This window comes from Roseateles sp. UC29_93, from assembly GCF_042695725.1.
GTDB lineage: Bacteria > Pseudomonadota > Gammaproteobacteria > Burkholderiales > Burkholderiaceae_C > Roseateles > Roseateles noduli_A.
The window spans coordinates 5,277,041-5,291,341 of the sequence record NZ_CP170545.1 but is presented as its reverse complement, the minus strand read 5'-3'; the positions used below and the strand labels follow the sequence as shown (position 1 = coordinate 5,291,341).

The 14,301-nt window shown below is 69.1% G+C and carries 11 protein-coding genes and 1 pseudogene; 6 read left to right on the top strand and 6 right to left on the bottom strand.

From position 1 onward, the window contains the following. Nucleotides 1–70 precede the first annotated feature (70 nt). Nucleotides 71–730, bottom strand: coding sequence for an OmpA family protein (locus ACFJIX_RS24535; protein WP_377161944.1), 660 nt, complete (start codon nucleotides 728–730; stop codon nucleotides 71–73). A gap of 339 nt (nucleotides 731–1,069) precedes the next feature. Here ACFJIX_RS24535 and ACFJIX_RS24530 point away from each other — a divergent pair, with 339 nt between their 5' ends. Further along, nucleotides 1,070–2,260, top strand: a complete 1,191-nt coding sequence (locus tag ACFJIX_RS24530; protein ID WP_377155256.1) for an EAL and HDOD domain-containing protein — start codon at nucleotides 1,070–1,072, stop codon at nucleotides 2,258–2,260. 87 nt (nucleotides 2,261–2,347) lie between these two features. Here ACFJIX_RS24530 and ACFJIX_RS24525 read toward each other — a convergent pair whose 3' ends face one another. The 5 genes and pseudogenes from ACFJIX_RS24525 to ACFJIX_RS24505 form a co-directional block, all read right to left on the bottom strand. Beyond that, nucleotides 2,348–2,617: a response regulator transcription factor gene (locus ACFJIX_RS24525; RefSeq protein ID WP_377155255.1), complete on the bottom strand. Its 270-nt coding sequence runs from the start codon at nucleotides 2,615–2,617 to the stop codon at nucleotides 2,348–2,350. A gap of 112 nt (nucleotides 2,618–2,729) precedes the next feature. Beyond that, nucleotides 2,730–3,014, bottom strand: a pseudogene (locus ACFJIX_RS24520) (response regulator); the annotation flags it as partial. A 103-nt stretch (nucleotides 3,015–3,117) separates the two neighbouring features. Next, on the bottom strand, nucleotides 3,118–4,272 hold the full coding sequence (locus ACFJIX_RS24515; protein ID WP_377155254.1) for an HlyD family type I secretion periplasmic adaptor subunit: 1,155 nt from the start codon (nucleotides 4,270–4,272) through the stop codon (nucleotides 3,118–3,120). A 41-nt stretch (nucleotides 4,273–4,313) separates the two neighbouring features. After that, nucleotides 4,314–6,470, bottom strand: coding sequence for an ATP-binding cassette domain-containing protein (locus ACFJIX_RS24510; protein WP_377155253.1), 2,157 nt, complete (start codon nucleotides 6,468–6,470; stop codon nucleotides 4,314–4,316). A gap of 63 nt (nucleotides 6,471–6,533) precedes the next feature. After that, nucleotides 6,534–7,913: a TolC family protein gene (locus ACFJIX_RS24505; protein ID WP_377155252.1), complete on the bottom strand. Its 1,380-nt coding sequence runs from the start codon at nucleotides 7,911–7,913 to the stop codon at nucleotides 6,534–6,536. Nucleotides 7,914–8,156: 243 nt separating this feature from the next. On the opposite strand from ACFJIX_RS24505, the gene ACFJIX_RS24500 reads away from it, so the two are divergent. From ACFJIX_RS24500 to ACFJIX_RS24480, 5 genes are all read left to right on the top strand, one after another. After that, the gene (locus ACFJIX_RS24500; protein ID WP_377155251.1) at nucleotides 8,157–8,516 is read left to right on the top strand and encodes a four-helix bundle copper-binding protein; all 360 of its coding nucleotides are present in this window, start codon (nucleotides 8,157–8,159) and stop codon (nucleotides 8,514–8,516) included. 447 nt (nucleotides 8,517–8,963) lie between these two features. After that, nucleotides 8,964–9,563 (top strand): MEDS domain-containing protein, encoded by a 600-nt coding sequence (locus tag ACFJIX_RS24495; protein ID WP_377155250.1) that lies wholly within the window; start codon nucleotides 8,964–8,966, stop codon nucleotides 9,561–9,563. Beyond that, nucleotides 9,560–11,173: an ATP-binding protein gene (locus tag ACFJIX_RS24490; protein WP_377155249.1), complete on the top strand. Its 1,614-nt coding sequence runs from the start codon at nucleotides 9,560–9,562 to the stop codon at nucleotides 11,171–11,173. The genes ACFJIX_RS24495 and ACFJIX_RS24490 overlap by 4 nt, the downstream gene beginning before the upstream one ends. A 9-nt stretch (nucleotides 11,174–11,182) precedes the next feature. After that, the gene (locus tag ACFJIX_RS24485; RefSeq protein WP_377155248.1) at nucleotides 11,183–12,094 is read left to right on the top strand and encodes a response regulator transcription factor; all 912 of its coding nucleotides are present in this window, start codon (nucleotides 11,183–11,185) and stop codon (nucleotides 12,092–12,094) included. A gap of 20 nt (nucleotides 12,095–12,114) precedes the next feature. Then, entirely contained in the window at nucleotides 12,115–14,280 is a 2,166-nt protein-coding gene (locus ACFJIX_RS24480; protein ID WP_377155247.1) for a GAF domain-containing protein, read from the top strand. Nucleotides 14,281–14,301 lie beyond the last annotated feature (21 nt).

Below are 14,301 nucleotides of genomic sequence, written 5' to 3'. Positions count from 1 at the left end.
GCGCTGGACGCGCGATAGAAAAAAGGCGCCTGCATCACAGGCGCCTTTTGTCATGGGAGCGTCGGAACGCTCATCCGCCCGAGCCCTGCTGCGGCTCGCGCAGGAAGATCTCGACGCGGCGGTTCTTGGCGCGGCTCTCCGCCGTGTCGTTCGACACGAGCGGTTCGCGCGAGCCTCGGCCGGCGACCTCGACCCGGTCGGAACGGACGCCGCGGTCGGCCAGATAACCCCGCACGCTCTCCGCGCGACGCAGCGACAACGGATCGTTGATCGCATCGGAGCCGGTGTTGTCGGTGTGGCCCACCACGCGCACCATCGTCGGCGACGGATTGCTGTTCAGGCCGTTCGCGAAGGCGTCCAGCACCGGACGCAGCCGCGGCTCGATGGCGGCGCTGTTGGTCGCGAAGGAGATGTCGCTCGGCACGTCCAGCTTCAACTGGTTGTCCGCCGTGCGCGTCACCTCGACGCCGGTGCCCTGCGTGGCCTGTTCCATCGCGCGGCGCTTGTCCTCCATGTGGCGTGACCAGACGTTGCCGGCCACCGCGCCGAGCGCGCCGCCGATCAACGCGCCTGTCCCCGCCTTGCCGCCGGTGGCGGAACTGATGACCGCGCCCGAGATGGCACCGATCGCGGCGCCGCCCGCGGTGCCGCGCTGGCGTTCGTCCATGTTCGCGCAGCCGGCCAGGACGGCGGCCGCCAGGGCGGCCGCGGCCAGTCGGGTGTGTCGCATCTGCATGTTGCTTCTCCTTGTGATCCGGGTAAGAAAACCCAACGACCCGGGCGGCTGTGCCGCCGCCCGCGCAGGTCAGTATCCCAGCGCGGCGGCGGACCCGGTCCGGGTCTGGCGGGTGAGTCGCCCGCGCATCGCACCGGGGTTCCGGTTCGAGCGCGTCTCCGACGGTGACGAAAGAGGGCAAGTGCGGCACCTGCCGTGTCCCCCAAGTTCCAGTCGGTGACCCCTCCCATAACTGTTATCGAGCGTCCATGGATGACAAGTGTTTGTTATTCAGCGCCGGGCCCTTGGTTCATAGCATGAAGCCTTCTTCGCTACCCGCTCCGCGGAGTGCCCATGTCCCGATCGTCCGAACCCGGTCGCACCCCCGTCAACGGTGTGGAACTCTCCCCCTCGCCGAACTGGCAGGCCGAACATCTCGGCTCACATGTCCGCTACGCCATGCAACCGGTCATCGATCGTGCCGGCCGCGTCGTGGCCACGGAACTGCTGTTCCGCTGGAATGCCAGCGATGACGGCGTCGGACCGGAACTGGGCGCCTACGCGACGGCCACGGCCCTCTCGGGCGCGTTGATCGATGGCGAACTGCTGACCGAAGCGCCTGCCGCGGAGCACCCCATCGGCGACCTGCTGGTCAACATGGATTGCCGCACGCTGATGAGTCCGATCGCCGAAGCGCTGACGCCGGATGTCGGCGTGATCGAGCTGCTCGAAACCGTCGTGGTGGACGCGGCGCTTCTGCATCGAATCCGCGACCTTCATGGCCGCGGCTACCGTTTCGCCCTCGACGATATCGTCCGCGCCGACGACGCGCGATGGGCACTGGCCCCGTGGGTCCAGTTCGCCAAGATCGATGCCGTCGGTCTTGATGCAGATCAACTGTCTGCGCTGGTTCGCCAGGCCCACCAACTCGGCATGGCCGTCATCGCCGAGAAGATCGAAGACGATGCATCCCTTCAGCGCGCGCGTCGTGCGGGCGCCGACTATTTCCAAGGCTATGGCATCGCCCGGCCGACGACCCTGGCCGTGCACGCGCTGCCGGGATGCGATCCGCACGTGGTCGGGCAGCTGTTCATGCTGGCGCGCTCGGGGGTCTCGGCGTCGTCGCTCGCGCTGATCGCGGGGCGTCATCCCGCACTGGTCGCGCGACTGCTGCGCGTGCAGGCCATCCATGCGCCCCATTGCGCAGCGACATCGGAGTCGCTGGCGGATGTGCTGGCGTCGTTGCCCCGTGCGGTCCTGGTTGCCTGGCTGGCGGTGCTCAACGTCGCCGCCGTGCATGGCCGGGATCGCGACTTGGCGCAGCTGCTGCGCGGCGAACTGGCCGAAGGGCGGCTCCGCTTGCGTCGCGAGGGCCTCGTGAGCACCTCGGGAGCGCTGGTGCAAGCCTCCTTCATGCTCTGCAAGCAACTGCTGCGGATGCGGTTGCTGTCGAAACCCGCCTCGGTGTTCCTGTCGATCCTTGGCTCCGCCACACCTGCTCGTGACGGCAGGCCCGGCAATGGCATGGTGACGGCTGCCGCCTGAGGGCGCAGGCGCTTGAGCCATGACCAAGCCACCCGGGAGGGCGGCCTGTCCGCGAGCATCCGGGCACGGGGCCTCCCCCCGGCACGCTCACTCGTCGATCAGCCCATGCAGCCGGGCGACACTCGTGGCCATGGCGCGGGAGTTGACGTTCAGCTTGCGATAGATCGACCGCAAGTGCTGGTTCACCGTGAAGCGCGAGATCGACAGGCGGCTGCCGATGTCGACGATCGGCAGGCCTTCGATCAGCAGGTTCAGCACGCTCCACTCGCGTTGACCCAGGCCGAGTTCCTTCAGCTTCTGCCCCTTGTCCACCTTGGGCTTCACGCCGGTCTCCAGGCTCTCGAGCTTGTCGAGCACCAGCCGGGAGACGGCGGGGGCTCAAGGGGGCGTGGCCGTTGTGGGTGGCGATGATCTTGTCGATCAGGCTGGGCTGGATCTCTTCCTTCAGCAGGTAGCCCGAAGCACCCGAGCGCAGGCTGCGCATCACATGCTTGGCATCGCCGAAGGTGCTGATCACGATGCTGTGGGCATCGGGACACTTCTCGTCGATCAGCTTGATCAGGTCGATCCCGTCCACGTCGGGCAGGCCGAGGTCGACCAGGTAGATGTCCGCACGATTGGCGAGGATCGCGGAGACCGATTCGCCGCGGTTGCGACCGATGCCCACGATCTGGCAGGCGCTGCTGGCCGACACGACGTCGATCAGGCGCTGCAGGACGGTGGCATCGTCTTCGATGATGGTGACGGTGATCATGTCTGTTCCCCTCTGGTTCGGAGTTGTTGTTGCTGATGGGCGATGAAGATTGATGACGTGAAGTGAGTGGTGCTTGCGCAAGCGTCGTGCGGTCGCCGGGGATTCAGCGCTCTCCGAGTGATTCCGAGATCGTTTTCCGGACGGGCTTGAGCAGGTAGTCCAGCACCGTGTGACGGCCGGTGATGATCTCCGCCGTTGCCGTCATGCCGGGCTGGATCACGATGCGATCGGCCTTCTCGCCCTTGAAACGCTTGCCGCTGATGCGGATGTGCGTGCGGTAGTAGGCCTGCTCGCCTTGCGCGGTGCGCTCGGTCAGGGCGTCGGGACTCACGTAGGTCACGCTGCCGTCGAGGGCGCCGTAGATGCTGTAGTCGAAGGCGTCCACCTTGACCACCGCCGGCATGCCGCGTCGGATGAATCCGATGTCGGCGGCGCGCAGCCGGGCCTCGATGATCAGGTCGTCGCCGGTGGGCAGCAGCTGCATGATCTCGTCGCCCGGTCGCAGGACCGCGCCCTCGGTGGTCAGCGTGATCAGATTGACCACGCCGTCGACCGGCGCACGCAACTGCGTGTGTTCCAGGTTGCCGCGACGGTCGTTCAGCATCTGCTGCACGCTGGCGAGTTCTTCTTCGGTCTTGGCCAGCTCCGCCTGCGAATCCTGGAGGAAGCGGTTGCGGCGCAAGGTGACCTGTCCCGCGGCCTCGTTCGCCGTGCGCTGGAGCCGCAGATAGTCGGCCGCGCTGATGTCGCCGGCCTTGTACAGGGGCTCGTTGAGGGCGACCTCGCGCCGGGCGAGATCGGCGGACGTCGCCAGCACCGTGAGCTCTTCCTGCAAGGCCGTGTGGCGGCGTTCGTAGAGCTGGCGCTGCAGCTCGTTGAACGGGCCGGTGCCGGCGGGACGGTAGGGCGTGCCCAGCGTTTCGGCGCGCAGGCGCGCCAGCGAGGCGTTCAGGGCATCGGCCTTTTCGCTGGAGTCCGCCAGCGCGGCGCTGGCCTTGGTGTTGTCGAGCTGCGCCAGCAGATCGCCCTTGCGGACGGCATCCCCCTCGTGCACGAAGAGCTTTTCCACCACACCTCCGTCCGGTGCCTGGATCACCTGGGTGCGCGAGGATGCCATGACCTTGCCCCCGGCGCGAGTCACCTGCTCGATCTGCGCCTGGGAGGCCCACCACAAGCCGGCAGCCAGCGCCGCCACCGTGGCGAGGACGGTCCAGCGCACGCGCGCCTGACCCTCGTGAAGACTCTTGGTCGTTGTCATAACGTTCTCTTGATGTCGGAAGTTCTGCGAGCGGCCGACGCTCAAGCGGCCGCGGTGGCGGCCCTGGTGGCGGGCGCGGCGTCGTTGGACGGCGCCGGTCGGCCCTGCAGCCTGGTCAGCACCTCGTCCCGCGGGCCGTCCGCCAGGACGCCCTGTGGCGAAAGAACGATCACGCGGTCGACCAGCGCCAGCATCGACAGGCGATGGGTCACCAGCAGCAGCGTCGTCTCGGGCTTGAGCATCTGCCGCATCAAGCGGACGGTGGCCTGTTCCAGTCCGTCGTCCATGCCGGAGGTCGGCTCGTCGAGCAGCCACACCGCGCGATCGGCCAGGACCAGGCGCGTCAGCGCCACGAGCTGACGCTGCCCGCCCGACAGGCCGCGTCCCCCTTCCGAGAGCTTGCGGTCCAGGCCCAGCGGATGCTGGGCCACCATGGGCCAGAGACCGGTCTTCTGGCAGGCGGCGACCAGGAGGTCGTCGCTGACGTCGGGCAGTCCGAAAAGGAGGTTGTCGCGCAGCGTGCCGGAGAACAGCCAGGCGTGCTGCGGGCAATAGGCCAGTTGGGTCGCACGCCATCCGGCGTGGATCTGCTGCTGGTCGACGCCGTCCAGGTAGACGGTGCCGCGTGTCGGCTGGGTCAGGCCGCAGGCAAGCGACAGCAGCGTGGTCTTGCCGGCGCCGATGGTTCCCAGGATGGCGACCTTCTCGCCGGGGCGGAAGCGCATGCTGCCGAAGCGCAGCGCTTCCTTCTGACCGGGGTAGGCGAATTCGACATTCTCGAAGCGCAACTCCCCGTGCAGGACCTGGGGCACGAGGGGGCGGGCGACGCCTTCGTTGTCCACCTGCAGCCGGAAGATCGCATCGAGCGCCTTCATGGACGCACGAGCGCTGCCCAACTGCACGAGCAAGGGCGGGATCGAGGCCAGCGGCGACAGCACGCGCCCCGACAGGATCGAGCAGGCGACGATCGCGCCCTGTGTCAGGTGCCCGTCGATCGCGAGCACCGCGCCGACGCAGATCAGGGCCACGTAGCTGACCTGTTGCAGGGCGGCGGAAATGTACGAGGTGGTGTCGCTCTCGTGCTTCAGGGCGAGGCTCTGCGCGGCGTTCACTTCGCACAGCGCCGCCCAGCGGGATTCGAAGCGCCAGGTGGCGCCCAGGCCCTTGATCGCCTCGGTGCCTTCGATGGTCTCGACCAGCAGGCCAGTCTTGGCGTTGGCCCCGGACTGGCTGCTCGCGGTCAGCCGGGCGATGCGGCGGGCACGCAGCAGGCCGGTCAGCACGGTCACGCCGAAGAGCACCACCGCCGGCAGTGCCATCCAGAAGCCGCCGATCGCCGCGATCACGAGCGCGAAGATCAGCGCCATCGGCATGTCGAAGAGCAGGAACAGGGTGCTGGCCGACAGGATGCCGCGGATCGACTCGAAGCTCTGCACCTGCGACGCCAGCGTGCCGACGGAACCGGGTCGCTGATCCAGCCGGACCGCGTTGAGCCGCGCCATCAGTGCCCTCGAGATGCCGACGTCCAGCTGTTTCAGCCGCGGTTCGAGCAGCGAGGCCCGCGCGAGCTTCAGCAGGAACTCGATCACCACCGCCAGGCCCACGCCCAGGGTCAGGACCCACAGGGTCTGGTGGCCCTGGCTCGGGATGACGCGGTCGTAGACCTGCATCGAGAAGAACGAGATGGCGATGCCGATCGTCGAGAGCACCAGCGACAGGCCCGCCGCCTCCACGAAGATCGGCCACTGGCCGCGGATCTGCGCGAGCATCATGCCGCGCGCGCTTCGGGTCGCGCCCCGTTCGGTCTCGTGATCCACCACCGCGTGCAGGCAGGGCTGATCGTCCAGCACGAGGTCGCGACGGAGCCGATCAGGCCCGGCGCACGTCCAGAGTCCCTCGGGCGTGCGGGCGGTGACCACTTGCCAGCCGTGCTCGGCGTGGTGGCACAGCAGCGGCAACGCGGCGAGTTGCGGCGCGTCGAGCAGCACGAAATGGCTCTGCTGATCGAGCGCACCGGCCAGCAGGCGCGCGCTGTGAAGATCCTCGCCGGGCAGAGCCAGCTCCATCTGGCGTTGACGGACCAGCGCGACGGGCACGGGACGCCCCTTCAGGCGCAGCCAGTGGGCCAGGGTGGTCGCGACGGCGGCCGAAGGGGGCGACGACTCGGCCGTCGTTCGCTTGAAGGGATTCCATGTCATGGCGGGCATCTCGCGGGTGGCGATGGGCAGGAAGGGCGTTGCGGCAGACGGATGTCGAGCCGCTCAATCGAGCGCCGGTGCGCCGTCGAGGAGCAGGTGCAGGCGATACAGGCCGGCGCGTTCGTCGATCGCGGCGTCGCGCTGGGATTGGCGGGTGGTGTGGGCCTCGCGGACCATGTTCAGCAGGTCCAGCCACGCCCGCTTGCCGGCATCGAACTGACGTCGGTACGACGCGAGCACCTCGTCGCCGGTCGAGGCGGTGAGCTCGGCGTTGCGCAGCGAGGCGACCGCCGCGGCATGGCGCGTGTACTCCAGCTGATAGTTGCTCAACTGGTCCTGTTCGGTCGCGGCGACCGCGGCTTCCGCCGCGGCGATCCGGGAGCGGGCCGCATTCACGCCGGACAGGGCCGACAGGCCACCGGGCAGTCCGGCCTGGATCACGACGCCGATGCGATCGTCCTTGTAGGCGCCGCTCTGACGGTCCATGCGCAGGCTGACGGTCGGCAGCAGCGCGGCCTTGGCCTTGGTCAGTTCATCGCGGTACAGGTCGACGTTCGCGCGCGCGATCGCCATCTCGGGCGAGAGCTGGATGCGGTCGAGCACCTGGTTCAACGCCGGTGGCGCGGGGAGTTCGCCGTCGAGCACGACGCGCAAGGCATCGTCGACGGGGCGACGCGCCAGGCGCTGCAGCCGGTCGCGTTGCAATGCTTCCTCGAGCCGGGCCTGCGCCATTTCCGCCTGCACGGCGCTCAGCCGGGAGGCTGCCAGCGCCGCGTCGGCGTTCGTGGCCACGCCCGCCTGGTTGCGACGCCGGATCATCTCCAGCAACTGCTGATGCTCCGCGCGCAACGCCTCCAGGCTGTCGATGCGACCGCGGACCTTGGCCCAGTCGGCCCAGGTCTGCACGATCTTCAGCTTCAACTGGAGTTGCGCGGAGCGCAGCTCCATCTCGCTGCTGCGCACGGTGGTCCGTGCGGCGCTCAGGTTGGCCGACAGCAGTCCTCCCGTGTAGAGCGGCTGCTGGATGCTCAGGACGTTGACGTACCCGCCGATGCCGCTGGCGAGTTGGCGCGAAAAGCTCGGCGAGGGACCGAACTGCCACTTCGCGGCGGTGACGCCGTCCTCGGCGGCGGCGATCGAGGCCCGGGCGCGTTCGATCGAGGGATCCGCGGACAACGCGCCGGTGAGGAAGTCATCCATGGCGGCCCCCCAGCGAACGGCATTCACCGGCGAAGCGGCGCTGGCGGAGGAAACGGCGAGGGGGGCTTCCTCCAGGGCCTCGGCCGGCATCTGGCGTCCGTCGTCCGCGTGGGCCGGCAGGCTGATCAGTGCCAGCGCGGCGAGCGGATAGTGCCATCCGGTGGCGATGTCTATATTCGTTGACCGGTGTGATCGGAAAGCGCGGAAGGGTCGGAATGGTCGGAAAGGAGCTTGGCGGTTCAAGGGAAACCCCGTCGGGCTGTTTTCTATCCCGCTCAGTTTCGTTTCCTGTCCTGCCGTCTCACAATGACATTTCCTTGCTAGCCTTTTGGCGCCGTCAACCACTGATGGCTTGTTTATGCAAAGAAACTAGCAATAGTTTGCTAGTCGGGTTCGGGGCACGAATGTCTAGGGGGCCTGACGCCGGCGTTCGGGGGAATGACGGTTGCCCGGAAGCGGCACCTCTTACCTCCTGAAGGACTCGCGATGACCACCCCCTCCGAAGACCTGGAACCCTGCATGAAGGCGTGTGCCGAGGCCTTGCTGGCGACGCGTCAGTGCGCCAACGCGTGCATCCGCTCCGGCGATCGCCTGCTGGAGGTGTGCGCCCTGCTGGATCTGGATTGCGCCGCGATCTGCGAGGCCACGATCGGTGTGCTGTCGCGGGAGTCCGCGCACCACGGCGACTTCTGCGCGTTGTGCGCCCATCTGTGCCGGGCGTGCGCCGAAGAATGCGAGAAGCATCAGCATGCGCATTGCAGGCGTTGCGCCCAGGCTTGCCGGGCTTGCGCAGCTGCCTGCGATGTCCACGCGGGTGAGCGACATGCGCTGGGCGCCCACGCTTGAGCGCAATTGGCGGCACGGCGGCAGACTTTCTGCCAAGGCACGGTTGCCGGCTGACTTATTGATGGGCCGATTGACTGACTGCAGTCGGTTCATTGATGAATTGCCATGACGGGTTTCTGGCAAGTGTCCATCTTTGATTTCAGGGATTTAATCCGTACCTGACGGTTGTGAGTCGGCAACTGATCGAAGAACGTGCCATGTGACAGGGCGGGCCGGGGCGCTCGAACACGGTCGGGGACGGAATGACGATGGCCGTCGGGCATCGGATGCCAGTCGCACACCCGCTTCACGGCTAACATCCGGCGATCGACCCCAAGAGCCAGCCGACTGGCCGATGCAACTCGGGACGGAGGACGTCCGATGGCCTTGACGCCGCGGACGGTGCGAGAGAGCAGTGATCACCCCCCATTTCCACATTTGCGCTTTTTTCGACAGCCGGGAGGAGGCGTGCCAGGTGCTGGCGCCGTCTACCGCGAGGCGGAGCGGAACAACGAACGCAACCTGCATCTGATCGAGCCGGGCGGCCTTGACGAACACCGGGCCCGGCTGGTCGGCGCCGGGATCGACGTCGTGGCGTGCGAACACCGCGGCCAGCTGGCCCTGTGGCCCTGGCCGCAGGCGCCCGGCGCGATCGACGTGGAGGCCATGCTCGCGGCCATGGCGCTGGCCACCGCGGCGCAAGGGCGGGAGCTGGGCGGATTCGATGGACTGCGTGTGATGACGCAGATGGGCTGGGCGGTCCGTCATGGCATCGACCGTCTGGACCTGCTGGAGTACGAGGCGCGCCTGAACGGCGTCCTGGACGCGAACCGGCGCCTGGCGATCTGCGTCTACGACCTCGCGCCGCTCGATGGCACCACCATGATGGATCTGCTGCGCACGCATCCGCTGACGATGATCGGCGGCGTGCTGCGAGAGAATCCGTTCTTCACGCCGCCGGCCGAGATGCTGCGCGAGCTGTCCGCGCGCCGGGCCACGGGGCGACGTCGCGGGCGCTCCGCGCCGGTGGCGCTCCCAGTGCCGGCACGACCCCGGCGGGCCGAATGACCACGATGTCCCGAGAAAGAGAACCGTCCGCCGCCGACCGGGCGCTGCGTGACCTGATGGGCCTGCTCGCGCTGCCGGCCCTTTGGGTCGGGCGCGACGCCGCCACCGTCCTGCAGCTCACGACCGAGGCGGTGAACCGGATCGTGGGCACGGCGGTCTGCCTGCTGCATGCGCCGCTGGTGCCGGACGCCGCGCCGGCCACGGTCCTGCAGCTCGGGGGCGTGCGGGTGTCGCAGGAGGCCTGGACCGATTTCATCATCGCCTGCCGCCAGATGCCCGACACCGCCGACAGCGCGACCGCGCTGGAATCGCCGCTGGGCACCCTGCGCGTGGTGCGGCTCTACCTGGGGCCGGCGGGGCGGGCGGGCAGCCTGTGGTTCGGCTCCTCCCGGCCGGACTTCCCGTCGCCGCACCAGAGCGCCTTCATGCGCGCCGCGGCGACGCTGGCGTCGACCGGTCTGCACGCCGCGAGGCTGGACCATGAGCGCGAACGCGCCGCGAGCGCGAAGGACGAGTTCCTCGCCATGCTCGGCCATGAGCTGCGCAACCCGTTGGCGCCGATCTCCACCGCGCTGCATCTGATCCGCCTGCAGACCGGCCAGCTGTCGCGCGAGCACGAGATCATCGAACGCCAGGTCGGCCACCTCTCCAAGCTGGTCGACGACCTGCTCGACATCACCCGCATCACGCGCGGGAAGATCGAGCTGGCGCGCGAGCCGGTGGACGTGCCTTTCCTGCTGAGCGACGCGATCGAGGGCGTGAGCCCGCTGCTCGAGGAACGCAACCACCTGCTGCGGGTGGCCTGCGACGTCGGACCGGAGTTGCGGCTGGTGGGCGATCGGGCCCGGCTGCGCCAGGTTCTCGTCAACCTGCTGAGCAACGCCGCCAAGTACACGCCGACGAACGGCGAGATCCGCGTCGCGGCGCGCGCCGTCGACGATGCGCTGGTGATCGAGGTGCAGGACAACGGCGCCGGCATCGACGCGGACATGCTGCCGCGCGTGTTCGAACTGTTCGAGCAGGGCTCGACGACGCTGGACCGCTCCAAGGGCGGGCTCGGCATCGGGCTGGCGATCGTGAAGCAACTGGTCGAGATGCATCACGGCCAGGTGGCGGTGTTCAGCGCGGGGCCGGGGCAGGGCGCGACCTTCCGCGTGACGCTGCCGGCGGAGATCCATGCCGCGCCGCCCGCGCCGGGGCCGGCCACCGAGGCGCTGGACACGCTGCCGCCGGTGCAGGGGCGGGTGCTGGTCGTCGACGACAACCGCGACGCCGCCGAGACGCTGGGCATGGCGCTGCGCTACGCCGGCTACGACGTCGTCACGACGACGCTGCCGCAGGAAGCGATGGACCGGGTGCGCGCATCGCGCTTCGATGCCGCGGTGCTCGACATCGGCATGCCGGTCATCGACGGCTACCAGCTGGCCACCCTGATCCATCACGAACTCGGGGCGGCGGCGCCGCGCCTGATCGCGCTGACCGGGTATGGCCAGGCCTCCGATCGCGACAAGGCGCTGAGCAGCGGCTTCGACGAGCACATGGTCAAGCCGATCGATCTGGATCGCCTGACGCGCACGCTGGAGCGGCTGATCCGCGCGGACGCGCTCTAATCGAGGCTCATGAGCGCGCCCGATTCCCTCCCTTCCGCGACCAGGCCCGCGAGCGTGTCGGCGCCAGCCCCGGCCCATGTGGCGATCCTCGACGACGAGCCGGACATCACCCAGCTCCTGGCCGGCTACCTCGCGTCGCACGGTTTCCGCACGACGCAACTCCACACCGGCCGGGCGCTGATGGACCTGATGGCGGCGGACACGCCCGACCTGGTGCTGCTGGACCTGGGGCTGCCCGGCGAGGACGGCTTCGTGATCGCGCGCCAGTTGCGCGAGCACTGGCGCTGCGGCCTGGTGATCGTCACCGGGCGCGGCGACGCGGTGGACAAGGTCGTCGGGCTGGAGGTCGGTGCGGACGACTACGTCACCAAGCCCTTCGACCTGCGCGAGCTGGTCGCCCGCGTGAAGGCCGTGCTGCGGCGCCTGGCGCCAGGATCGGCGGCCAGCCCGGTCGCCGCGCCTGCTTCGTCGGGCCACCCGGGCCACCCGGGCCACCTGGGCAATGCGGTCGTGGCTTCCGGTGCCGCATCGGCGCCGCCGGGACTGTCCAGCGGGCAGCCAGTCGAGATCGTCCAGGACCTGTCCGCCGGCCGTGAGCGCCTCCACTTCGAGGGCTGGACCATGGATGTGTCCGCGCGCCGCGTGACCGGGCCGGACGGCGAGGAGGTCGCGCTGACGACCGGCGAGTTCGACCTGCTGCACATCCTCATGCTGCACCCCGGGCGCGTGCTGTCGCGCGACTTTCTGCTGGAGCACACCCGGGGTCGCGAGTCCGGGCCCTTCGACCGCACGATCGATGTGCAGGTGGGACGGCTGCGTCGCAAGCTCGGCGCCGAGTCGGGTGAAGGCCAGTGGATCAAGTCGGTCCGGGGCGCCGGCTACCTGTTCGCGCCGAGAGTGACCTCGACGCGCTCGACCTGAGCGCCGCGAGGAGCAAGGTCATGAGCAACGCCACCAACGACCGCGGGAACGACGCGCAGGGCGGGAATGACGGCGGATCCACGGGGCTCGACGAATCCGCCGTCTTTCGCGCGCTGTTCGCCGCGTCGCCGGACGGACTGCTGCTCGTCGACGACCGGGGGCTGATCCGGCTCGCGAATCCGACGGTCACGCAGCTGCTGGGATATGCCAACGAGGACCTCGTCGGCGCCTCCGTCGAGATGCTGGTGCCTGACAGCATCCGTCCGAGTCACGCGGCCTACCGGCATGCCTACGAGGCCGCACCGCGATCGCGGCCCATGGGCGGCACGGCCACCGAGCTGGTCGCGCGGCGGCGTGACGGGTCGGAGGTGCTGGTGGAGATCGCGCTGAGCCCGTTGCAGCCGCTGGGCCTGCCGTACACGATGGCCTCGATCCGCAGCGTCGCCGAGTACCCGCGCGTGCGCCAGGCCTTGCAGCGGGCGCGATACAGCGAGCATCTGGCCCAACTGGGCAGGATCGCCGTCGATTCGCTCGATCCGCAGGAGGTGCTGCGCCAGGTGCCATCGATTGCCGCCCGGGCGCTGGAGGCGGACCAGGCGGTCGTCTTCCTGCTCGAACCGGGCCGCACCGCGCTGCGCCTGGCGGACGGCGTCGGATTGCTGGAGGGCGAAGGCCTCGGCGCGACGGTGCCGAACCGCCCGGACACGCCGCAAGGCTTCGTCCTGGCCCAGGGCGCGCCGGTCGTCGTCGAGGACTACCGCAGCGAGCAACGGTTCGCCGTGCCGCAGAGCTACCTGCTGGCGGGCCTGGTGTCCGGGCTGGCGGTCCCGCTGTCCGATCGGGGAAGGCCGGTGGGCACGCTGGCGGTGCGCTCGCGTCAGCCGCGACGCTTCGGCGATGCGGAGCTGCGCTTCCTGGAATCGGTCGCCAACCTGCTCGGCACCTGTCTGCAGCGGGCGCAGACCGAGGAAGCGCTGAGCCACTCCCAGCGCCTGGAGGCCGTGGGTCAACTGACGGGCGGCATCGCGCACGATTTCAACAACCTGCTGACCGTCATCCAGGGCAATCTGCAGGTGCTGGCCGAACTGCCGGCGGTGACCGAGGACGGCTTCGCGCCGCAACTGGTCGCGGCGGCGACGCGGGCCTCGCGCCGGGGCGCGGAGCTGACGGGCAAGTTGCTGGCGTTCTCGCGCCGGCAGCGGCTGCAGCCGGCCAGCGTCGACGTGGGCGCGATGCTTCGCTCGCTGGCCGACATGCTGCACCGCACGCTTGACCAGCGCATCCGCATCCGCATCGAGGTGGCCGCCGAATGCCCCGATGTGCAGGCCGATCCGGCGCAGCTGGAATCGGCGCTGCTGAATATCGCCATCAACGCGCGCGATGCGATGCCGGAGGGCGGGGAACTGCTCTTCGAAGCCGGGCCGCTGAGGTCCATCCCGCCCGAGTTGCGCCGCGAGCTGGAGGAGGACGACGAGGATCCGACGCCTGCGGGATCCGGGTCGGATGGTGCGATGCACTATGTCCGCATCGCCATCTCCGACAGCGGCACGGGCATGCCGGAGGACGTCAAGGAGCGCGCCTTCGAACCCTTCTTCACGACCAAGCAGGCGGGCCGTGGCACCGGACTGGGACTGAGCACCGTCTACGGTTTCGCGCGCCAGTCGCGCGGGGCGATCGGCATCGACAGCACGCCGGGTCACGGCACGACCTTGTCCTTGATCCTGCCGCAGCCGCCGGCCGCGCAGCGCCAGGTGGTCGAGCATGAGGCGACGGCCTCGGCCGTACCGCCGGGGCTGCGCGTGCTGCTGGTGGAGGATGACGCTGAAGTGCGCGCCGTCGCACGTCGCTACCTGACCGATTTCGGCTGCAGCGTCGCGGCCTGCGCGAGCGGGGAAGAAGCCCTGCGGCATCTGCGCGACCTGGACGAAGCGGCTGACTCGTCCGAGGGCAGCCCGCTGCCCCATCTGCTGCTCAGCGACATCGCGTTGGGCGCCGGCATGCGCGGAACGGAACTGGCGTCACGCGTTCAAAAGGAATGGCCCGACATCGCCGTGCTGCTGATGTCGGGGTTCTCGGCCGAACTGCTTTCTTCCGAGCACGACAACGCGCTGGACTGGGCGCTGCTGCCCAAGCCCTATGAGCGCGCCGCGCTGGCGCGGGCAATCGGGAGGGTGATGTCGCGCTGAGGGACGAATGGCGCCCGGCAC

Excerpts from the sequence above, each read along its gene's own strand:
- ACFJIX_RS24535 (WP_377161944.1), bottom strand. The coding sequence starts at position 730 with ATGCGACACACCCGACTGGCCGCGGCCGCCCTGGCGGCCGCCGTCCTG.
- ACFJIX_RS24530 (WP_377155256.1), top strand. The coding sequence starts at position 1,070 with ATGTCCCGATCGTCCGAACCCGGTCGCACCCCCGTCAACGGTGTGGAA.
- ACFJIX_RS24515 (WP_377155254.1), bottom strand. The coding sequence starts at position 4,272 with ATGACAACGACCAAGAGTCTTCACGAGGGTCAGGCGCGCGTGCGCTGG.
- ACFJIX_RS24510 (WP_377155253.1), bottom strand. The coding sequence starts at position 6,470 with ATGACATGGAATCCCTTCAAGCGAACGACGGCCGAGTCGTCGCCCCCT.
- ACFJIX_RS24500 (WP_377155251.1), top strand. The coding sequence starts at position 8,157 with ATGACCACCCCCTCCGAAGACCTGGAACCCTGCATGAAGGCGTGTGCC.
- ACFJIX_RS24490 (WP_377155249.1), top strand. The coding sequence starts at position 9,560 with ATGACCACGATGTCCCGAGAAAGAGAACCGTCCGCCGCCGACCGGGCG.
- ACFJIX_RS24485 (WP_377155248.1), top strand. The coding sequence starts at position 11,183 with ATGAGCGCGCCCGATTCCCTCCCTTCCGCGACCAGGCCCGCGAGCGTG.
- ACFJIX_RS24480 (WP_377155247.1), top strand. The coding sequence starts at position 12,115 with ATGAGCAACGCCACCAACGACCGCGGGAACGACGCGCAGGGCGGGAAT.